This is a genomic window from Cognatilysobacter tabacisoli (genome assembly GCF_003586305.1).
GTDB lineage: Bacteria > Pseudomonadota > Gammaproteobacteria > Xanthomonadales > Xanthomonadaceae > Cognatilysobacter_A > Cognatilysobacter_A tabacisoli.
In genome coordinates, this window is the sequence record NZ_KZ987400.1 from 223,705 (window position 1) to 242,454 (window position 18,750).

General features: G+C 73.2%; 18 protein-coding genes and 1 pseudogene. 6 read left to right on the plus strand and 13 right to left on the minus strand.

Annotated elements, in window-relative coordinates; all coding sequences use genetic code 11:
- Positions 1–8: 8 nt before the first annotated feature.
- Positions 9–1,799, minus strand: a complete 1,791-nt coding sequence (locus tag D3A60_RS00975; RefSeq protein ID WP_119716856.1) for an SLC13 family permease — start codon at positions 1,797–1,799, stop codon at positions 9–11.
- 94 nt (positions 1,800–1,893) lie between these two features.
- Here D3A60_RS00975 and D3A60_RS00980 point away from each other — a divergent pair, with 94 nt between their 5' ends.
- The 3 genes and pseudogenes from D3A60_RS00980 to D3A60_RS00990 form a co-directional block, all read left to right on the plus strand.
- The gene (locus tag D3A60_RS00980; RefSeq protein WP_196778604.1) at positions 1,894–3,036 is read left to right on the plus strand and encodes a sensor histidine kinase; all 1,143 of its coding nucleotides are present in this window, start codon (positions 1,894–1,896) and stop codon (positions 3,034–3,036) included.
- Positions 3,029–3,463 carry a response regulator gene (locus D3A60_RS00985; RefSeq protein ID WP_119716858.1) on the plus strand — a complete coding sequence of 145 codons (435 nt, stop codon included), beginning with the start codon at positions 3,029–3,031 and terminating at the stop codon, positions 3,461–3,463. Before D3A60_RS00980 ends, D3A60_RS00985 begins: the two co-directional genes overlap by 8 nt.
- A 5-nt stretch (positions 3,464–3,468) precedes the next feature.
- Positions 3,469–4,002, plus strand: a pseudogene (locus D3A60_RS00990) (HAD-IB family phosphatase); the annotation flags it as partial.
- A 111-nt stretch (positions 4,003–4,113) separates the two neighbouring features.
- Here the strand turns inward: D3A60_RS00990 and D3A60_RS00995 are convergent.
- The 6 genes from D3A60_RS00995 to D3A60_RS01020 all read right to left on the minus strand — a co-directional run bounded on the left by D3A60_RS00995 (position 4,114) and on the right by D3A60_RS01020 (position 10,415).
- A complete protein-coding gene (locus D3A60_RS00995) occupies positions 4,114–4,842 on the minus strand; it encodes a 2OG-Fe(II) oxygenase (protein ID WP_119717478.1) in 729 nt (242 codons plus the stop codon).
- A 590-nt stretch (positions 4,843–5,432) separates the two neighbouring features.
- Positions 5,433–6,833 (minus strand): sigma-54 dependent transcriptional regulator, encoded by a 1,401-nt coding sequence (locus D3A60_RS01000; protein WP_119716859.1) that lies wholly within the window; start codon positions 6,831–6,833, stop codon positions 5,433–5,435.
- A 122-nt stretch (positions 6,834–6,955) separates the two neighbouring features.
- Positions 6,956–7,996, minus strand: coding sequence for a class 1 fructose-bisphosphatase (locus D3A60_RS01005; protein WP_119716860.1), 1,041 nt, complete (start codon positions 7,994–7,996; stop codon positions 6,956–6,958).
- Between the two features lie 125 nt (positions 7,997–8,121).
- The gene (locus tag D3A60_RS01010; protein WP_119716861.1) at positions 8,122–8,439 is read right to left on the minus strand and encodes a hypothetical protein; all 318 of its coding nucleotides are present in this window, start codon (positions 8,437–8,439) and stop codon (positions 8,122–8,124) included.
- A gap of 189 nt (positions 8,440–8,628) precedes the next feature.
- A complete protein-coding gene (locus D3A60_RS01015) occupies positions 8,629–9,276 on the minus strand; it encodes a response regulator (protein WP_119717479.1) in 648 nt (215 codons plus the stop codon).
- On the minus strand, positions 9,273–10,415 hold the full coding sequence (locus tag D3A60_RS01020) for a sensor histidine kinase (protein ID WP_119716862.1): 1,143 nt from the start codon (positions 10,413–10,415) through the stop codon (positions 9,273–9,275). Before D3A60_RS01020 ends, D3A60_RS01015 begins: the two co-directional genes overlap by 4 nt.
- 144 nt (positions 10,416–10,559) lie before the next feature.
- Between D3A60_RS01020 and D3A60_RS01025 the strand changes: the two genes are divergently transcribed.
- Positions 10,560–11,273, plus strand: a complete 714-nt coding sequence (locus tag D3A60_RS01025; protein WP_119716863.1) for a hypothetical protein — start codon at positions 10,560–10,562, stop codon at positions 11,271–11,273.
- A gap of 12 nt (positions 11,274–11,285) precedes the next feature.
- Here D3A60_RS01025 and phhA read toward each other — a convergent pair whose 3' ends face one another.
- Positions 11,286–12,179 carry a phenylalanine 4-monooxygenase gene (gene phhA / locus D3A60_RS01030; protein WP_119716864.1) on the minus strand — a complete coding sequence of 298 codons (894 nt, stop codon included), beginning with the start codon at positions 12,177–12,179 and terminating at the stop codon, positions 11,286–11,288.
- 134 nt (positions 12,180–12,313) lie between these two features.
- Between phhA and D3A60_RS01035 the strand changes: the two genes are divergently transcribed.
- Positions 12,314–12,790 (plus strand): Lrp/AsnC family transcriptional regulator, encoded by a 477-nt coding sequence (locus D3A60_RS01035; RefSeq protein ID WP_119716865.1) that lies wholly within the window; start codon positions 12,314–12,316, stop codon positions 12,788–12,790.
- Positions 12,791–12,801: 11 nt separating this feature from the next.
- Here D3A60_RS01035 and D3A60_RS01040 read toward each other — a convergent pair whose 3' ends face one another.
- Positions 12,802–13,842 carry a patatin-like phospholipase family protein gene (locus tag D3A60_RS01040; protein WP_119716866.1) on the minus strand — a complete coding sequence of 347 codons (1,041 nt, stop codon included), beginning with the start codon at positions 13,840–13,842 and terminating at the stop codon, positions 12,802–12,804.
- A gap of 135 nt (positions 13,843–13,977) precedes the next feature.
- Between D3A60_RS01040 and D3A60_RS01045 the strand changes: the two genes are divergently transcribed.
- On the plus strand, positions 13,978–14,211 hold the full coding sequence (locus D3A60_RS01045) for a hypothetical protein (RefSeq protein WP_119716867.1): 234 nt from the start codon (positions 13,978–13,980) through the stop codon (positions 14,209–14,211).
- A gap of 13 nt (positions 14,212–14,224) precedes the next feature.
- Here D3A60_RS01045 and D3A60_RS01050 read toward each other — a convergent pair whose 3' ends face one another.
- The 4 genes from D3A60_RS01050 to D3A60_RS01065 form a co-directional block, all read right to left on the minus strand.
- Positions 14,225–15,244: a TIGR00266 family protein gene (locus D3A60_RS01050; protein ID WP_119716868.1), complete on the minus strand. Its 1,020-nt coding sequence runs from the start codon at positions 15,242–15,244 to the stop codon at positions 14,225–14,227.
- A gap of 108 nt (positions 15,245–15,352) precedes the next feature.
- Positions 15,353–16,048, minus strand: a complete 696-nt coding sequence (locus D3A60_RS01055; protein ID WP_119716869.1) for an aspartate/glutamate racemase family protein — start codon at positions 16,046–16,048, stop codon at positions 15,353–15,355.
- Positions 16,045–17,802 carry a M28 family metallopeptidase gene (locus tag D3A60_RS01060; protein WP_119716870.1) on the minus strand — a complete coding sequence of 586 codons (1,758 nt, stop codon included), beginning with the start codon at positions 17,800–17,802 and terminating at the stop codon, positions 16,045–16,047. The genes D3A60_RS01055 and D3A60_RS01060 overlap by 4 nt, the downstream gene beginning before the upstream one ends.
- Positions 17,803–17,904: 102 nt before the next feature.
- Positions 17,905–18,684, minus strand: a complete 780-nt coding sequence (locus tag D3A60_RS01065) for a rhomboid family intramembrane serine protease (protein ID WP_407062744.1) — start codon at positions 18,682–18,684, stop codon at positions 17,905–17,907.
- Positions 18,685–18,750: the final 66 nt, after the last annotated feature.

Genomic DNA, 18,750 nt, shown 5'->3' on the forward strand with positions numbered 1-18,750 from the left:
GCCGGCGTTCATGCCCACAGCGGCCCGCCGAGCCACAGCCATCGCGCCATCCACGCGCTGACCGCGCCGATGAGCACGGTCAGCGGCAGCCCGACCCGCAGGAAGTCGCCGAATCGGTAGCCGCCCGGGCCGAGGATCAGCAGGTTGCCGTGGTGGCCAATCGGGGTCAGGAACGCGACCACCGCGCCGAGCGCGGTGCACACCACGAACGGCGTTGCCGGCAGGCCCAGCGCCTGCGCCAGCTCGACTGCCACCGGCCCGAGCAGCACCGTCGTCGCCGCGTCGGACAGGATCTGGGTCATCAGCGCGGCCACGGCGAACATCATCATCAGCACCGCCAGCGGTGGCCAGCCCTGCACGACGAACAGCAGGCCGTCGGCGAGCAGCTGCGCGGTGCCGGTCTGCTCCATGGCGATGCCGAGCGGGATCACGCCGGCGATCATCACGAAGATCCGCACGTCGATGCCGCGGTAGGCCTGGTCGATGTCGACGCAGCGGGTCGCGACCATCGCGACCGCGCCGAGCAGGAAGGCCACCGGCGCCGGCAGCCACTCGGTCGCCGCGGCGAGCACGGTGGCCGCCAGCACGAACAGCGCCAGCGGCGCGCGGATGCGGCGGTGCGCCTGGCCGGCGAACGGCACCAGCATCAGGAAGCCGTGGTGCGCGGCCAGCTCGGAGAACCGCGCCGGCCGGCCCCACAGCACCAGCAGGTCGCCCTCGCGCAGGCGCGCGTCGGCCAGCCGCGGCGTGACCTCGGCATCGCGTCGCCACAGGCCGGCGATCACCGCGCCGAACCGGCGGGCGAAGTCGAGCTCGCGGATCGAATGGCCGATGAACTCCGAACCGGGCGCGACGACCGCCTGCACCAGCTGCGACTCGCCGTCGCCGTCGGTGCGCGCGCCGAAGCGGGCGATCGCGTTGAGGTCGAGGCCGGCGTCGTCGTGCAGCGTCGCCAGCGCGTCGGCCGACGCCTCAACCAGCAGCACGTCGCCGCCGAGCAGCACGCTGCTCGCGGTGAGGTCGTCGCGCCGGACGCCGTCGCGCAGCCAGCCGACGAGCCGGAACTTGTCGCCTTGCGCCTTCTGCAGCTCGGCCAGCGGCCGCGTGCTCCAGCGCGAGCCGTCGACGATCACCAGCTCGGTGCGATAGCGGTCCAGCCGCAGGTAGCCGTCGTCGCCGTGCTCGCCCGGCCGACGCGGCAGCAGCCAGCGCGCCAGCCACATGTAGACGACGCCGATCGCGATCAGCGCCAGCCCGATCGGCGTGATCGAGAAGATCCCAAGCCCGTCCTCGCCGGCGCGCTCGATCAGGTTGTCGGCCAGCAGGAACGCCGGCGCGCTGACCAGCGTCAGCGTGGTGCCGAGCGACGCGGCGAACGACATCGGCATCAGCAGCCGCGACGCGGACAGGCCGCGGTCGCGCGCGAACCGGCTGACGATCGGCAGCATCATCGCCGTCACCATCACGTGGTGGGTGAACGACGACAGGGCGGCGACCACCGGCATCACCACTGCGATCGCGCGGCCCTCGCTGCGGCCGGCGGCGCGCTCGACCCACTGGCCGATGCGTTCGGTGATGCCGGTCGCGGCCAGCGCCCCGGAGATCACGAACACCGCCGCGACGATGATCGCCGGCTCGCTGGCGAACCCCGACAGCGCCTGGCGCGCGTCGAGCACGCCGGTCAGCACCAGCGCGAGCAGCGTGAGCATCGCGGTCACATCGACGCGCAACCGTTCGCTGACGAACAGGTACAGCGCGCAGGCCAGGATCAGCAGGAACAGCAGGGCGTGGAGCTCCATGCCGGCATTGTGGCGCATCGCAAACCGTGGACCCGTGCACGATGTGGTCACGCCACGCGGCTACACTGCGCCGGACTTCCGCTAGACCATGGGCATGGGCGAGACACGACCGCCACTGGGCGAACACGACCGCTTCCGGTTGGCCATGACGGCGGCGGGCATCGGCATGGCCATCGTCGACCTCGACGGGCGCTGGCTCGAGGTCAATCCCGCGCTCGAACGCATGCTCGGGTACACGGCGGCCGAGATGCTCGGCCGCACCGCCGCCGAGTTCACCCACCCGGACGACCTCGAGGCCTCGCGCGGCTACCTGATCGGGCTGGTCGACGGCTTCATCCCGGTGCTCGACGTGCGCAAGCGCTACGTGCACCGCGACGGCAGCGAGGTCTGGGTGCAGGCCAACGTCGCGACGATGCGCGACGCCAGCGGCGCGCCGCTGTACCTGGTCGTGCAGCTGCGCGACATCGGCGCGGAGATCGCCGCCGAGCGCGCGCTCGAAGCGCACGGCCGCGAACGCGCCGAAGCGGCCGACCGCTCGAACCGCCAGCTGCAGCTGTTCACCGATGCCGTATCGCACGACCTGCGCGCGCCGCTGCGGGCGATCGAGAGCTTCTCGCGGCGGCTGGCCGAGCGCGCCGGCGAGCGCCTCGACGACGAGGAGCGCGAACACCTGCAGCGCATCCGCCAGGCCGCCAAGCGCATGACCGCGCTCCTCGACGCGCTCAACGAACTCTCGCACGCGACCCGGACCGAGCTGCGCAGCAGCCGGGTCGACCTGAGCCTGCTGGCCGAATGGGTCGGCGCCGAACTGCAGGACGCCGATCCGGCGCGCGCGGCGCAGGTGCGGATCCAGCCGGGCCTGACCTGCTGGGGCGACGAGCGGCTGCTGAAGGTGATGCTCGCCCAGCTGCTCGACAACGCGTGGAAGTTCACCGACCCCGCGCAGCCGGTGCGGATCGAGGTCGACGGGGCCGTCGACGGCAACCGCCTGCGCGTGACCGTGCGCGACCACGGCACCGGCTTCGACATGCGCTACGTGCACAAGCTGTTCGAACCGTTCCAGCGCCTGCACGGCCCGGACCAGGGCGGCGGGCACGGGCTCGGCCTGACCGTGGCGCAGCGCATCGTGCAGCGCCACGGCGGCGCGATCCACGCGCAGTCGCACGTCGGCGAGGGCGCGGCGTTCACCCTCGACCTCCCGGCGGGCTCGCCGCGGGAGGCTGCGGCGCATGCATAAGGAAATCCTGCTCGTCGAGGACAACCCCGACGACGTCGAGCTGACCCGGCTCGCGTTCGACGAGGCCAAGATCGCCAACCGGCTGGTCGTCGTCGGCGACGGCGTCGAGGCGCTCGACTACCTGTTCGCGCGCGGCCGCCATGCCGACCGCGATCGCGACGCGCTGCCGTCGATCGTGCTGCTCGACCTCAACCTGCCCAAGCTCGACGGCCGCGAGGTGCTGCAGGCGATCCGCGCCGACGAACGCACGCGCACGCTGCCGGTCGTGGTGCTGACCACCAGCGCCGAGCCGTTCGACGTCGACGCCAGCTATGCGCTCGGCGTCAACAGCTTCATCCAGAAGCCGGTGGACTTCGAGCAGTTCGTCTGGGCGGTGAAGCAGGTCGGGCTGTACTGGCTGGTGCTGAACCAGCCCGCGCGCCCCTGAGCGGCATGCACGACGGCCACGACGCGGCGCCGCGCGCGCTCGCGCTGTTCGATTTCGACGGCACCCTGACCACCGCGGAGACCTTCGGCCCGTTCGTGCGGCGCGCCGCGCCGCGCGCGCGGGTGCGCGTCGGCGCTCCGCTGCTGGCGCCGCTGGTGCTGGGCTACCGCGCCGGGCTGGTGTCCGGCAGCAGCGTGCGCGCGGCGATCGTGCGGGTGGCCTTCGCCGGCGTGCCGGAGGCGGACGTCGCCGCGCACGGCGCGGGCTTCGCGCGCGACGTCATCCCCGGCCTGCTGCGTCCGTCGGCGATGGTCTCGCTCGACCGGCACCGCGAACGCGGCGACACCGTCGCCGTCGTGTCCGGTGCGTTCGATGCGTACCTGGCACCGTGGTGCGCGGCGCAGGGGATCGAACTGCTCGCTTCGTCGCTGGCGTCGCGCGACGGCGTGCTGACCGGGCACTACCGCGGAGCGCAGTGCGTCGGCGCGGAGAAAGCCCGGCGCGTGCGCGAGCGTTTCGCGCTGCACGCGTTCGCTGCGGTGCACGCCTACGGCGACACCGGCGAGGACGCCGCGCTGCTCGCGCTGGCCGACCACCCACCTACCGCGGCCGGCCGCTGCCGGCCTGAGTCCGCGCGCCGCCGGCGCGGGCTAGCCGCTGTGCCCGCGGTTGGCGCCGAACAGCGCCTCGGCACGCTGGAACAGCACCCAGCTGGTCGCGATGTACTTGTCGCCGCCGCTCGGCCGGTTGCCGCGGTGGGTGTGGGTGAACGCCGCCGGCGCGATCAGCAGCGAGCCGGCGCGCGGCGCGATCTTGCGCTGCTGGTACAGGAACTCGGTCTCGCCGTCGCCGAACCCGTCGTTGAGGTACAGCGTCCACAGCAGGTGCCGGTGCAGCGTCTCGGCGCCGGGGTCGCGCGGGTACAGCTCGCAGTGCCAGTACGGGTAGCCGCCGCGGCCGCCGGTGTAGCGCTGCAGGTTGATCGCGCCGGGGCGCAGCACCGCCTGGACGATGCCGGACAGCTGCGCATCGTCCATCGCGGCGATGCGCTCGGGCGTCAGCCGGTGGCGCTTGCCGTCGGCCGCTGGCACTTCCAGCATCAGCGGCGCGATGATCGTGTGCGGATAGCGGCGCAGGTACGCCATCAGACCCTTGAACAGCGCGCTGTTGAGCGCGGCCTCGGCGTCGCGCCACGCCGCGTTGCCGGAGATCGTCAGGTCGAGGCTGTCCTTGAGGTCGGTCATGACCCCGCCGCCGACCCGGCCCGGGTGGGTGTCGGGGCTGGCGTCGAATCGCGCGACCAGGGCCGCGCACGTCGCCGCATCGAGCGCGTCGTCGTAGACCTCGATGAAGTCGGGCAGGGCGGCGGGTTCGCTCACGGTCGTCTCGGCTGGCGGCCCGGGCGCGTCGCCGCGGGCGGAGGCGGCCATCGTCGCACGGGCAAAACGCGTTACGGAACTGCAACGTCGCGCGCCGGAGGCCGCCACCGGCGCGCGCGCGACCCGCGGGCCTAGCGGGTCGCGGGCGCGGGCGCGGGCGTCCCGCGGCGGGCGGCGGCCGCGACCGCGTCCCCCGAACGGGTGAGTTACCGCGATGCAACGTTTCCGGCCGCCGCGCCCGCGCAGGCGCAACGGCGCGGCGGAATTCTCCCGCCGATTCAAGCGCTTGCGCGATTGGCACGGAACCGGCGTGGTGTCGTCTGTCCGCGGCGTCCGTGCCGCGGCGCCCCGAGTCGCTGCCATGCCCCGTTCCGCCGCCGCCGCCCGACCGCCGCGCGTCCCGCACGCACGCAGGGCCTGCCTGCACGGGAAACCGCCGTGCCCGGCGGCGTCGGCGGAACCGCCGCGATCGGGTCCCGTGCGCGCGCGGCGTTCCCCCGCGCCGCGCGCGCCCTCCGTGCGCCGCCACGTCCGGCCGCGGAGTGCTCTGCGTCCACGGATGGACGCGCCTTCCCGGCGGTGTCCGCCGGTCAGGCGATGTCGAGCCGCTCGGCCTCGGCCTCGCGCATGCCGTGGCGGACCATCAGCCGGTACAGCGTGACGCGCGACACCGCGAGCTCGCGCGCGGCATCGACCAGCCGGTGGCGGTTGCGCTGCAGCGCGCGCTCGATCGCCTCGCGCGTGGCGGCGTCGCGCGCCTCCTCGAGCGTCGGCGGCGCAGTGCTTCCAGCCTCGTCGATGTGCAGGTCCGCGGCGGTCAGCAGCCGGCCTTCGGCCATCACCACGGCCTGTCGCACGCGGTTGATCAGCTCGCGCACGTTGCCGGGCCACGCGTAGGTGTGCATCGCGTGGCGCGCGCACGGCGCGAATCCCTTGATCGGGCGCTGGCCCTCCTGCGAGTAGCGCTGCAGCGCGTGGTCGGCGAGCCGGTCGATGTCGGCGCCGCGCTCGCGCAGCGGCGGCTGGCGCAGCCGCAGCACGCACAGCCGGTGGAACAGGTCGGCGCGGAACCGGCCCTGCGCGATCGCGTCGTCGAGGTCGTGGTGGGTCGCCGAGATGATCCGCACGTCGACCCGGATCGACTCGTGGCCGCCGAGGCGTTCGAACGTGCCCTGCTGCAGGAAGCGCAGCAGCGCGGCCTGGCTCTCCATCGGCAGGTCGCCGATCTCGTCGAGGAACAGCGTGCCGCCGTGGGCCATCTCGATGCGGCCGATCTTGCGCGCCTGCGCGCCGGTGAACGCGCCGCGCTCGTAGCCGAACAGCTCGGACTGCAGCAGGTTGGCCGGGATCGCGCCGCAGTTGATCGCCACGAACGGCTGGTCGTGCCGGCGCGAATGCCGGTGCACGGCCATCGCGGCCAGCTCCTTGCCGGTGCCGGTCTCGCCGGCGATGAACACCGGCGCCTCGGTCATCGCCGCCTTGCGCAGCACCCGCGAGAGTTCGCGCATCGCCGCGCAGTCGCCGATGATCCCCTCCAGCCGCACCTCGGCCGCGTCGGCGCCGTCGTGGCAGGCCAGCCGCGCCATGCCATGCGCGTGGCCGATCACGGTGTCGATCACGGCCTCGGGACACGGCAGGGTCACGTAGTCGTAGCAGTAGTCGCGGACCAGCCGGCGCACCGCGTCGTCGTCGAGCTGGCCGGGCTCGACGGCCGCGACCCAACCGACGTTGGCCGCCGACAGCGCCGGGCCGAGCGCGGCCAGGTCGTGCTCGCCGAAGCCGTCGCGCAGTTCGATCAGGCCGGCGTGCGGCAGCGAGGCGTCGCGGTGCAGCAGCTTCAGCACCGCGCGCACGTCGGGCGCGCGGTGCACGTGCCAGCCCAGCTGGCTCAGCCGCGCGAGCGGCAGCGCGCGCGACGGCGCGGTGCCGCGGGTCACGTGGATCAGTTCGCGCGTGTCGCGGGTCCCTCGGTCGCCATCGTCCATCAACATCGCCTGCTCCTCGCCTGCCGCGCGGGGGGAGCGCTCCAGCAGGCAAGAACTACAACGCGACGGCGCCGCGCCGCAGGTCAGCGGCGCGCGGTCGAATCAGGGGATGGCGGGCGGATCCGCGTTCAGGCGGCGGCGTCGTGCGCGCGGTGGTACTCGACGGCGGCCTCCACCTCGCGCCTGGAACCGAGGAACACCGGCACGCGCTGGTGCAGCCCGGTCGGCGCCACGTCCATCATCCGCTCGCGCCCGGTGCTGGCCGCGCCGCCGGCCTGTTCGACCAGGAACGCCATTGGGTTGGCCTCGTACATCAGCCGCAGCTTGCCGCCCTTGGCCGCGCACTTGCTGTCGAGCGGGTACGAGAAGATCCCGCCGCGGGTCAGGATGCGGTGCACGTCGGCCACCATCGACGCGACCCAGCGCATGTTGAAGTCCTTGCCGCGCGGGCCCTCGCGGCCGGCCAGCAGGTCGCCGACGTAGCGCTGCATCGGCGCTTCCCAGAAGCGCTGGTTCGACATGTTGACCGCGAACTCCCTCGTCTCCTCCGGGATCGTCATGCCGCGCGTGGTCATCACGAAGCCGCCGACCTCGCGGTCCAGCGTGAACGAGTGGGTGCCGTGGCCGACGGTCAGCACCAGCATCGTGCTCGGCCCGTACGTGCAGTAGCCGGCCGCGACCTGCGCGCTGCCCGGCTGCAGGAAGTGCTCGTCCTGCGCGCGGGTGACGCCGTCGGGGCAGCGCAGCACCGAGAAGATCGTGCCGACCGAGATGTTGACGTCGATGTTGCTCGAACCGTCGAGCGGATCGAACAGCAGCAGGTAGTTGCCGCGCGGGTAGACGTCGGGGATCGGGTGCGAGGTGTCCATCTCCTCCGACGCCAGGCCGGCGAGGTGGCCGCCCCAGGCGTTGGCCTCGAGCAGGATCTCGTTGCTGAGCACGTCGAGCTTCTTCTGCGCCTCGCCCTGCACGTTGATGCTGGCTTCGCCGGCGCTGAGCGCGTCGCCGAGCACGCCGCCGAGCGCGCCCTTGCCGACCGCGATCGAGATCGACTTGCACGCGCGCGCGACCACTTCGATCAGCAGCCGCAGGTCGGCGTTGATGCGCCCGGCGCGCTGCTCCTCGATCAGGTAGCGGGTCAGGGAGATCGACGACGACGGACTGGTCATGGGGACGAAGGGCGGGCCAAGGAGGGCGCCATTCTAATCGGCCGCACGCGCGGCGCCGGGGCGGCCCATGCGTCCGGGCGAGCAGGAGAGGCGAAGCCGGGCGGGCGTGGCCGCGCCCGCGTGCGTCAGGCGACCTTGTGGAACGTCGTGGCCCGCGCCGCGTGGCGACGCACGACCGCGCCGAGGGTGTCGCGCGCCATCGACAGCATGCGCAGCGGCGCGGCCGGCTCAGCGGTGTTCAACGCGCGCTTGGCGGCGTCGATCGCGTCGGTGGCGACTTCGCCGCCGTCGCTGCCGAGCAGCGCGCGCAGGTGGCGGGCGTGCTTGTCGAGCACGCGCTCCAGGTCCGGATTGCCGCCGTCCCCGGCGGAGGCGACCACGTGCGCCATCGTGGCGTCGAGTCGGGCCAGTTCTTCGAGCAGTTCGTCGGCGTCGGGGTGCATGGCGGCAGGATCGTTCTCGTGGGTCGCACCGGATGAGACCGGCGCGTCTGGAATCATTCGCACGCCCCCGTGAGTGCGCGGTGAGGCCGGGCGGCGGTCGCTGTGGAATACGGGCCGGCGCGGGCGAAGCGGCCGGCGGCGTGGCTGAACACGCTGAACGGACCAGGCACTGGCGGCCCGCGCGAGCGTTCAGATCACCCGCAGCGTGATCGCCTTCAGCACCGCGCGGGTGCGGTCGCGGGTGCCGAGCTTGTCGAGGATCTCGGACACGTAGTTCTTCACCGTGCCCTCGGACAGGAACACCGCGCGCGCGATCTCCTTGTTCGAGTAGCCGCCGGCGAGCAGCCGCAGGATCGCGACCTCGCGCTCGCTGAATGTATCGGTCGGTGCGGCCTGGTCGCGGTACGCGTAGCGCGCGCGCACCGGGTCGGTCGGCACCGGTGCGAGCAGCGTTTCGCCGGCGGCCACGCGCGTGATCGCCTCGCACAGGTCCTCGGGCGAGGCGTCCTTGAGCAGGAAGCCCTGCGCGCCGGCCTCGGCCGCGCGCAGCGGCAGCGCCTCGTCGTCGAACGTGGTCAGCAGCACGACCGGCGTCGCGTCGCCGCGCTCGCGCAGCCCGCGCACCACGCCGAAGCCGTCGAGGCCGGGCATGCGGATGTCGGACAGCACCACGTCGACCGCGGTGCCGGCGAGCGCGTCGAGCAGGGCCTGGCCGTCGCCGGCCTCGAGCACGACCTCGAGCGTGGCGAAGCCGGACAGCAGCGCCTTGAGGCCGCCGCGGACCAGCGCCTGGTCGTCGGCCAGCGCCAGCCGCAGCACGCGCGGGGACGCGCTCATGCGGCCGCGGCCGGCAGCCACGCGCGCAGGTGCACGCCGCCGGTGTCAGTGCGGCGCACGTCGAGGCCGCCGCCGACGCCCTCGAGCCGCTCGCGCATGCCGCGCAGGCCGTTGCCCGGCTGCAGCGCGCCGCCGGCGCGGCCGTCGTCGCGGATGTCGAGCCGCAGCTCGCCGCCGTCGCGCCGCAGCACCACCCACAGCGTCTGCGCCTGCGAGTGCCGCGCGGCGTTGACCAGGCCCTCCTGCACCGTGCGCAGCACCGCCTCGGCCTGTGCCAGCGAGCCGGCGCGCGCATCGGCGTCGACCTGCAGCTGCAGCGCCGGGCGCGGGAACGGCGCGGCCAGCGCGGCCAGCGCCGGGCCGAGCTCGAGGCCGTCGTCGTGGCGCATCTGCTCGACCACGCCGCGGATGTCGGCCAGCAGCTCGTCGGCCAGCCGCGCGCACAGCGCGACCTGCGCGTCGCCGACGTGGCGCGGGTCGCGCTGCAGCGCGCCGAGGTTGAGCTTCAGCGCGGTGAGCTTGTGGCCGGCGACGTCGTGCAGCTCGCGCGACAGGCGCAGGCGCTCGGACTCGCGGCTCGACTCGGCCAGCAGCTCGCGCGTGGCGCGCAGGTCGGCGTTGACCGCCGCCAGCTCGTCGCGCGTGGCTTCGGCGCGGAACGCGAACCACGCCGTCAGCGCGGCGAAGCCCTGGAAGCTCATCTGCATCAGCGTCGAGACCCACGGCGAGTTCAGGTCCCACACGTACTGGTACACGCCGTACGCCAGCACGTTGCCGAGCACGAATCCGACCACCAGCGCGCGCGTCGACCACAGGTGCACGGCCTGCACCAGCACCAGCAGCAGCAGGATCGGCAGCGTGCTGCTGCGCGCCATCGCCATCAGCGCGAAGGCGATGACCGCCTGCGCCAGCACCAGCGCGCGCTTGTGCGCGTTCGGCCGCTCGGTGCCGGTGGTGAGCATGAACATCGCCAGGAACGCCAGCAGCAGCGCCGCCAGCAGCGGCGTCGGCGGCTCGCGCCCGGCCAGCCAGTCCGGCGGGTCCCAGCGCGAGAACAGCAGCTCCCAGCCGATGCCCGCCCACGCGAGGTAGCCGGCGAAGTTCAGCGGCGACAGCAGGGTGCGGGTGGTCGTCGACATGCGCGCAGCTTGGGCCTGCGCCCGGCGCGCCTCAAGCGCCGCGGCGCAGAAAGTGACTTCCGGCAGGTCGATCCGATGACGGCCGGCACCTGAGCGGCGCGCCGCGCCGGCCGAAAGTGGCCGCACGTTCCCGGGAGCCGCGCCATGTCCGCCTATTCCATCCTCGTCCTCGTCCACGCCGGCCTCGGCACGCTCGCGCTGGCCACGTTCTGGACCGCCGGCCTCGCGCGCAAGGGCAGTCCGGTGCACGTCGCCGCCGGTCGCATCTACCTGCTGGCGATGGTGGCGCTGCTGCTGATCGCCGTGCCGCTGAGCATCGCGACGCTGGTCGAACGTCCGGTCGCCGGCGCGTTCCTGCTGTACCTGCTGGTGATCACCGGCACCGCGGTGTGGACCAGCTGGCGCGCGATCAAGGACAAGCGCGACTGGGCCCGCTACACCGGTCGCGCCTACCGCGCCCTGATGTGGGCGAACCTGGCCAGCGCGCTCGCGATCGGCGCGGTCGGCGTGCTGCTCGCGCAGTTCGCGCAGGTGGTGATCGTGTCGTTCGCCGGGATCGGCCTGGCGACGTTCGTGCGCATGTGGCGCTTCTCGCGCGCCGCGCCGGCCGCGCCGCGCTGGTGGATGCGCGAGCACCTGCTGGCGATGCTCGGCAACGGCGTGGCGACGCACATCGCGTTCCTCAGCATCGGCCTGCCCAAGCTGCTGCCGATGCTGGCCGGCCCGACCCTGCAGAACCTCGCGTGGCTCGGCCCGGTGGTGGTGGCGACCGCCGCGGCGGTGGTGCTGACCCGCAAGTACCTGCCGTCGGGGCCGCAGCCGCGCCCGGCGCCGTCGCGCGGGCTGTCGGGCGCCTAGGCCCGCGACGGACTAGACGTCGCCGTCGGTCAGCCAGCCCTCGCCGCTGCCGCGCTGGTAGACCGTGTCGGTCGCCAGCACGTCGCCGGCGGGGATCGACGGCTGCTCGGCCAGGCGCGCGTAGATCGGGGTGAAGTCCGGCGCCGTCGCCTCCATCAGCTGCTCGTAGCTGTCGATGACGAAGTAGGTCTTCTGGTACGTGTCGATGCGGTAGCGCGTGCGCATGATCCGCTCCAGATCGAAGCCGATGCGGTTCGGCGCCGCGCTCTCGAGGCAGTGGATCGACTCGCCCTTCGAGCTGACGATGCCGCTGCCGTAGATGCGCAGGCCGTCGGCCTGGCGGATCAGGCCGAACTCGACCGTGTACCAGTACAGGCGGGTGAGGTTGACCAGCGCGTCGGCGCCGATCGCGTGCGCCTTGACTCCGCCGCGGCCGTACGCGGCCATGTAGTCGGCGAACACCGGGTTCATCAGCAGCGGTACGTGGCCGAACAGGTCGTGGAACAGGTCCGGCTCGGACAGGTAGTCGAGCTGCTCGGGCGTGCGGATCCACCACGTCACCGGGAAGCGGCGGTGGGCGAGGTGTTCGAAGAAGTCGAGCTCCGGCAGCAGCCCCTGCACCCCGATCAGCTCCCAGCCGGTGGCCGCGCGCAGCACCCGGTTGAGCTCGTCGAACTTCGGGATCTGGTGCGCGCTCATGCCCATCGCGCGCTGCTGGCGCAGGAACTCGTCGCTGGCGCGCCCCTGCAGGATGTCCTGCTGCCGCGCGAACAGCTGCGCCCACACGGCGTGGTCGCTGGCGGTGTAGCTCGACCACGGCTGCTCGACCACCGCCGTGGTGTAGACCGGCACATAGCCCTTGTCGGTGAGCTGGTGTTCGACGCGCTGCGGGCTGGCGGGGGTCATGGCGGCTCGATCGGGCGCACGGGACGATTCCGTCACCCTATCGGTCAAGCCGCGCAATGGGATTGCGTTGTTGCGCTCCAGGCGGCGCATGGCGCACGATTATTGCGTATTTGACAGCCGAGTCACACGAAACCATGGCCAGCGTCGAGCTCGACCGCACCGACCTGCAGCTGCTCGCCGAACTCCAGCGCGGCGCCCGCCTGACCAACGCCGAGCTGGCCGAGCGCGTGCACCTGTCGGCGTCGGCGACCCTGCGCCGGGTCCAGCGGCTCGAGCGCGAAGGGGTGATCGCCGGCTACCGCGCCGAGCTCGACCCCGAACGCCTGGGCCTGGGCCTGCAGGCGTTCGTGCGGATCCAGCTCAGCCGCCACGATGCCGACGCGATCGAGGCCTTCAGCGCATTCGTGAACCAGTGGGACGAGGTCGTCACCTGCCACGCGCTGACCGGCGACATGGACTACCTGCTGCAGATCGTCGTGCGCGACCTCGAGCACTTCTCGCGGTTCCTGCTCGACCGCCTCCTCAACCAGGCCGGCGTCGCCGACGTCAATTCGAGCTTCGTGCTGCGCACGGTCAAGGCGTTCGGCGGCATGCCGCTGCCGCCGCGCTAGTCCGATCGGTCTCAGCAGTCCGCGTCGCGCCCGAGCAGCTTGCCGACGCGGCCCTGCTGCGCTTCGCATGCGGCCTTCGCCCGGGCGGCGCGGGCGCGCGCGGCGTCGGCGGCGGCCGCGTCGGCCTTGGCCTGCGCTGCGGCCTGGCGCTGGCGCTGCAGCGCGGCGATCTTCGCCTTGATCTGCGGCAGCGCGGCCAGCGCGGCGCGCTCGCCTTCGAGGATCGCGTCGTTCTTCAGTTCGAAGTCCGCCGCGCCGATGTCGCGCACGGCCGGGCGGATCACCGCGTCGGCGCGGGCCAGCTCGAGCGCGCCGAGCTTCTGGCCCATGATCGTGATCGACTGGTTGACGTTGCCGAGCAGGCTGCCGGGCGACTTGCCGCTGGCCTTGCTCGAGATGTCGACGGCGATGACGAAGTCCGCGCCGAGCTCGCGCGCGGCGTCGACCGGCACCGGGCTGACCACGCCGCCGTCGACATAGGTGCTGGCGCCGATCCTGACCGGCTCGAACACGCCGGGGATCGAGCTCGACGCGCGCACCGCCTGGCCGGTGTTGCCGCGCCGGAACACCGTGCGCTGGCCGTCCTCGAGCCGGGTGGCGACCACCGCGAGCGGGCGCTTCATCGCCTCGAGCTTGCGCTGGCCGACCAGCTGGTTGACGTAGTCCTGCAGCTTCTGGCCCTTCACCACGCCGCCGGAGAACAGGCTGACGTCGCGGATCGATTCCTCGTCCAGCGCGAACGCCTGCTTCTGCATCGCGAACGCGTCCATGCCGCTGGCGTACAGCGCGCCGACGACGCTGCCGGCGCTGGTGCCGGACACGACCACCGGCTGCACGCCGTTGGCCTCGAGCATCTTGATCACGCCGATATGGGCGAAGCCCTTGACCGCGCCGCCGCCCAGGGCGATGCCGACCTTGACCGGCGGCACGGTGACCGGCGCCGCGCGCACCGCCGGCGGCGGGTCGGAACGCACCGCGTCGGGCCCGCCGCAGCCGGCGAGGGCGAGCGTGGCGGCGAAGGTCAGCAGCAGGCGGGTCGGCGTCGGGCGCATGGCGGGAAGGACTCGGTCGAACGCGGAAGAGGAGGGCGGATGGCAGGATACCGGCCCGCCCTGAACGCCGGACTTTGCCGCGGGCGCCGGACCGGGCACCCTGTGTGCGGGGGATCGCCACGACAGGAGTCGCGCATGCGCCGGACCACTTTCTTCGTGCTGCAGGTCGGCGACCGCTGGACGGTCTCGTGCTCGCTGCGCGGCGCGCACGAGTCAGGCCATCCGGACCGCGCCAGCGCACGCGCGGCGGCCGACGCCGCGGCGCTGGCGATGTGGCAGCAGCAGCGCGTCGCCACCCAGGTGATGGTCAGCGAGGACGACGGCGGCTGGCACACCGCCGCCGAGTACGGCGACCTGCTGGGTTCCTGAGCGCGCCGCGACGCTAGAAGCTGTTGTCGCCGTCGAGGATGCGGCCGAGGCCGCCGAGCACCGAGCCCTCGCCGCGGTTCTGCCCGCCGCCCTGTGGCGCCGCGGCGAGCATGCGCCCGGCCATGCGCGAGAACGGCAGCGATTGCAGCCACACCTTGCCCGGTCCGGTCAGCGTGGCCAGGAACACGCCTTCGCCGCCGAACAGCATGCTCTTGATGCCGCCGACCGCGCGCACGTCCATCTGCACGGTGTCGTGGAACGCCATCACGCAGCCGGTGTCGACGTCGAGGCGCTCGCCGGCGCGCAGTTCGCGCTCGACCACGGTGCCGCCGGCGTGCACGAACACCCAGCCGTCGCCCTCGAGCTTCTGCATGATGAAGCCCTCGCCGCCGAACAGGCCGGTGAGGATCTTGCGCTGGAAGAAGATCCCGACCTGCACGCCGCGCGCGCCGGCCAGGAAGCTGTCCTTCTGGCAGATCAGCCGGCCGCCGTGCTCGTCGAGCTTCATCGCCAGCACCGTGCCCGGGTACGGCGCGGCGAACGCGACCTTGGCCTTGCCGGTGCCGGTCTGCGTGTAGACGGTGGTGAACAGGCTCTCGCCGGTGACCACGCGCTTGCCGGCGCTGAGCAGCTTGTCCATGAAGCCGCCGCCCGGCCCGCTGGCGCGCCCGTCGCCGAACACGGTGTCCATCTGCACCGACGCGTCCTTGAACATCAGCGCGCCGGCCTCTGCAATCGCGCTTTCGCCCGGGTCGAGTTCGATCTCGACGAACTGCATGTCCTGGCCGACGATCGTGTAGTCGATGTCGTCGCTGCGCGCGCGGCCGCCGGCGGTCGACGACAGCGGCGGCGGCATCGCCGGCGCGCCGTCGGCGCCGAACTCGGGCACCTCGCGCACCGGCTTCCAGCCGGAGAAGCCCTCGCGCCAGCACTGCGCGTTCGGGTTGCGCAGCGCGTGCTCGCGCGCGGCGTCGTCGTCGAGCGGGCCGACGCGGGTCTGGTCGGAGCCGGCGTGGAAGTACCAGTGGTTCATGTCCGTGTCCTTGCGATGGGGGAATGGCGTGGTGCGTGACTCTTGGATCGTGTTTTGGAATTCGTGGTGCGCGCAGGGTGACCCGCGTGCGGCGCGTGCGGGGCCCGCTCAGGCGGCGTCGAGCGCCCAGCGCGCGGCGTAGCGCGCGTGCAGCGCGGCGGTGTCGAACAGCGGCACGCTCGCGTCGGCGTCGCCGACCAGCAGGCCGATTTCGGTGCAGCCGAGGATCACGCCCTGCGCGCCGTCGTCGACCAGCGCCGCCATCACCGCGCGGTAGCCGTCGCGCGAGGCGTCGCGGATCTCGCCGCGGCACAGCTCGTCGTAGATCACCCGGTGCACCAGCGCGCGCGCGTCGGCGTCGGGCACCCGCACGCGCAGGCCGTGCGATTCGAGCCGCTCGCGCAGGAACGGCTGCTCCATCGTGAAGCGGGTGCCGAGCAAGCCGACGGTGTCGAGGCCCTGCGCGCGCACGGCGTCGGCGGTCGCGTCGGCGATGTGCAGCACCGGCAGTTGGGCGGCGGCTTCGACCGCGTCGACGACGATGTGCATCGTGTTCGCGCAGATCACCACCGCGTCGGCGCCGCCGGCGCGCAGCGCGCCCGCGGCATCGGCCATCAGCCGGCCGGCCGCGTCCCAGTCGCCGGCGCGCTGCAGCGCCTCGAGCTCGGCGAAGTCGATGCTGGCCAGCAGCAGCTTCGCCGAGTGCAGGCCGCCGAGCGCCTGCTTCACCGTCTCGTTGATCACGCGGTAGTACGGGATCGTCGATTCCCAGCTCATCCCGCCGATCAAGCCGAGCGTCTTCATCGCGCGGCGCCGGCGGCGGCGTCCCCGGCCGGGGCGACCGCGGGCGTCGGCGCGGCGTCGGCCGGCTTGCGCCCATAGCGCTCGCCGAAGAAGTCGCCCGGGTTCCACGCCGGCCGGTCCTTGGCGTCGGCGATCAGCTGGCCGATGCGCGCGTTGAGCCGCGCCAGCCGCGCCGCGTCGGCGTACTGGATCGGCAGCGACGTCTCGTCGCTCGGGCGGTGGTAGTGGCCGCGCAGGAAATCCTCGAACGCCGCCTTGCCGTCGACGCTGCCGGTGCCGACCACGCCGCCGTCCAGGTACACCGCCGGGATGCCGGCGCGGATGAACGAGAACTGGTCGCTGCGCACGAACACCACCTCCTCCGGAAACGGATCGGGCGACAGCTGCACGCCGATGTCCTTGGCCGCCTGCGCGACCAGCGGCTGCAGCGTCGAGTGCTCGATGCCGATCGGCACCACGTCGGTGGTCGGGGTCAGCAGCACCGGCATGTCGAGGTTGACGTTGGCGACCAGTGAATCGCGCGGTACGGTCGGGCGCTGGGCGAACCAGTCCGAACCGAGCAGGCCCTTCTCCTCGGCCGTCACCGCGACGAACAGCAGCGAGCGCTTCGGCCGGGACTCGGCGCGCGCGAGCTGCTGCGCGGCCTCGAGCATCACCGCCACGCCGAGCGCGTTGTCGAGCGCGCCGTTGTAGATCGCGTCGCCGTCGACCGGCGCGCCGATGCCGACGTGGTCCAGGTGCGCGCTGTAGGCGATGTGCTCCTTGCCGAGCGCGTCGTCGGCGCCGGCGAGCCTGGCGACGACGTTGTGCGATTCGGCGTTCTCGATCCGCGTGGTCGCGGCCAGCGTCAGCGTGCCCGGCAGGTCGAACGCCTGCAGCGTGCCGGACTTCAACGCGGCGAACAGCGCCGCCGCGGTGCGCCCGCTGCCGCCGAGCACCGCCTCGACGCTGTCGGCGTTGGCCGACGCGGCGACCTGCAGCTGCGGCCAGGTGTCCAGCCCCTTGCCGTCGTCGCCGCGCAGGCGCATACCCGGGCGCTGCCAGTTCTCGGCGCCCTGCGCCCACGGCGAGCGCTTCTCGTCCTCGGGGTTGCCCAGGTACAGCACGCCGATGGCGCCGCGTTCGGCCAGCGCCTGCATCTTCTGCCGGCCGGACGAATAGAACGCGCGGCGGTCGTTGTCGAAGCGCTCGGGCGCGCCGCCGAACAGCACCGCGATCTTGCCGCGCAGGTCGACCCCGGCGAAGTCGTCGTGCTTGAGCTCCGGCGCGTGCACGCCCTGGCCGACGAACACCGCCGGCGCGGTGACGGTCGCGCTGGCCGCGTTGAAGTTCAGCGACGGCAGGAACTGCTCCTTGAAGCGCAGCTCGGTGGTCGTGCCGTCGCGGGTGATCGCCAGCCGCGCGCCGTCGGCGACCCGCACCGCGCGCAGCAGCGGCACGCGCTGCAGGTAGCCGCCGTCGTCGCCGGCGGGCGCCAAGCCGATCGCGCGGAAGCGCTCGGCGACGTAGCGCGCGGCCAGGTCGTAGCCGCGGGTGCCCGCTTCGCGGCCCTCGAGCAGGTCGTCGGCGAGGAAGCGCACGTCGGCTTCGATTCGGCGCGCGTCGGCGCCGGCGCTCGCATCGAACGTGTCCGCGGCGGCCGTGGCCGCGGCCTTCGGCGCGGCCGGCGGCGCGTCCTGGCGCTGGCACGCGGCGATCGCCACGGTCAGGGCGGCGAGGGTCAGGCAGGTGCGAACGCGGTGGTGCTGGCGCATCGGCGGGTGCTCACGGGGTCCGGGACGGACGGAAGCCCCGGACGCTAGCACCGCGCGCGCGGCGCCCACAAACGCCGGTGGTCATGCGACGCGCGACGTCCCTCAATCGTCGCGCCGCGGCCGGAACGGCAGCACCGCGCCGCGATCGTCGGTCGTGCCCGGCCGATGCCACAGGACCGGCACGTCGCGCGGGGCGGGCGGTTCGAGTTCGTCGTGCGCCGGTACCGCTTCGAGCTCGTCCTCGAGCTCCCAGCTGTAGCGCTTGCGCGGCGGCAGCGGGTCGGCGAGCCGCCACAGCAGCGCGCCGAGCACGCCGCCGGCGGCGCCGCCCATGTGCGACTGCCACGACACCCCGGCCTCGTGCGGCAGGATCGTCAGCAGCATGCTCCCGTGCAGCAGGAACGCGATCATCGCCGCGGCCACCGACGGCCGGTCGCGGCGCAGCAGCCCGAGCACGAACACCAGGAACATCAGTCCGTGGGTCACGCCGCTGGCGCCGAGGTGGAACGTGCCAGGCGCTCCCAATAGCCACGCGCCCAGCCCCGAGCCCAGCCACATCAGCGGCAGCGCGCGCAGCGTCGCACGCGGGTACAGGCCGCCGGCGAGCGTGCCCAGCGCCAGCAGCGACAGCGCATTGGCGGCGACGTGCTCGAACGAGCCGTGCAGCAGCGGCGCGGCGAGCAGCCCGCGCCAGCCGTCCCACGCCCACGGCTGCAGCGCCCACGCGCGCACGTCGAACCCGCCCTGCGCGCTGTAGACCGCGGCCAGCAGCAGCACGAATGCGAGGCTGGCGTTGAATGCGCGGCGCCAACGGTGCAGGTCGGCGGCGCGCTGGGCCGGGGTGTCGGGGACGGGTTCGGGGGTCGGCAGGTGCATCGTCATCACGTGGCGCCGCCGGCCGGCCGTTGCAAGGCCGGCGGCGGCGCGCCCTACGCAACGCAGCGGTGC

What these genes read in the sequence shown, in the direction of transcription:
- phhA (WP_119716864.1), bottom strand. Translation starts at nt 12,179, where the DNA reads ATGACCCCCGCCAGCCCGCAGCGCGTCGAACACCAGCTCACCGACAAG.
- D3A60_RS00985 (WP_119716858.1), top strand. Translation starts at nt 3,029, where the DNA reads ATGCATAAGGAAATCCTGCTCGTCGAGGACAACCCCGACGACGTCGAG.
- D3A60_RS00975 (WP_119716856.1), bottom strand. Translation starts at nt 1,799, where the DNA reads ATGGAGCTCCACGCCCTGCTGTTCCTGCTGATCCTGGCCTGCGCGCTG.
- D3A60_RS01050 (WP_119716868.1), bottom strand. Translation starts at nt 15,244, where the DNA reads ATGAACCACTGGTACTTCCACGCCGGCTCCGACCAGACCCGCGTCGGC.
- D3A60_RS01005 (WP_119716860.1), bottom strand. Translation starts at nt 7,996, where the DNA reads ATGACCAGTCCGTCGTCGTCGATCTCCCTGACCCGCTACCTGATCGAG.
- D3A60_RS01010 (WP_119716861.1), bottom strand. Translation starts at nt 8,439, where the DNA reads ATGCACCCCGACGCCGACGAACTGCTCGAAGAACTGGCCCGACTCGAC.
- D3A60_RS01045 (WP_119716867.1), top strand. Translation starts at nt 13,978, where the DNA reads ATGCGCCGGACCACTTTCTTCGTGCTGCAGGTCGGCGACCGCTGGACG.
- D3A60_RS01015 (WP_119717479.1), bottom strand. Translation starts at nt 9,276, where the DNA reads ATGAGCGCGTCCCCGCGCGTGCTGCGGCTGGCGCTGGCCGACGACCAG.
- D3A60_RS01060 (WP_119716870.1), bottom strand. Translation starts at nt 17,802, where the DNA reads ATGCGCCAGCACCACCGCGTTCGCACCTGCCTGACCCTCGCCGCCCTG.
- D3A60_RS01040 (WP_119716866.1), bottom strand. Translation starts at nt 13,842, where the DNA reads ATGCGCCCGACGCCGACCCGCCTGCTGCTGACCTTCGCCGCCACGCTC.
- D3A60_RS00980 (WP_196778604.1), top strand. Translation starts at nt 1,894, where the DNA reads ATGGGCGAGACACGACCGCCACTGGGCGAACACGACCGCTTCCGGTTG.
- D3A60_RS01035 (WP_119716865.1), top strand. Translation starts at nt 12,314, where the DNA reads ATGGCCAGCGTCGAGCTCGACCGCACCGACCTGCAGCTGCTCGCCGAA.
- D3A60_RS01065 (WP_407062744.1), bottom strand. Translation starts at nt 18,684, where the DNA reads ATGACGATGCACCTGCCGACCCCCGAACCCGTCCCCGACACCCCGGCC.
- D3A60_RS01020 (WP_119716862.1), bottom strand. Translation starts at nt 10,415, where the DNA reads ATGTCGACGACCACCCGCACCCTGCTGTCGCCGCTGAACTTCGCCGGC.
- D3A60_RS01025 (WP_119716863.1), top strand. Translation starts at nt 10,560, where the DNA reads ATGTCCGCCTATTCCATCCTCGTCCTCGTCCACGCCGGCCTCGGCACG.
- D3A60_RS01055 (WP_119716869.1), bottom strand. Translation starts at nt 16,048, where the DNA reads ATGAAGACGCTCGGCTTGATCGGCGGGATGAGCTGGGAATCGACGATC.
- D3A60_RS01000 (WP_119716859.1), bottom strand. Translation starts at nt 6,833, where the DNA reads ATGTTGATGGACGATGGCGACCGAGGGACCCGCGACACGCGCGAACTG.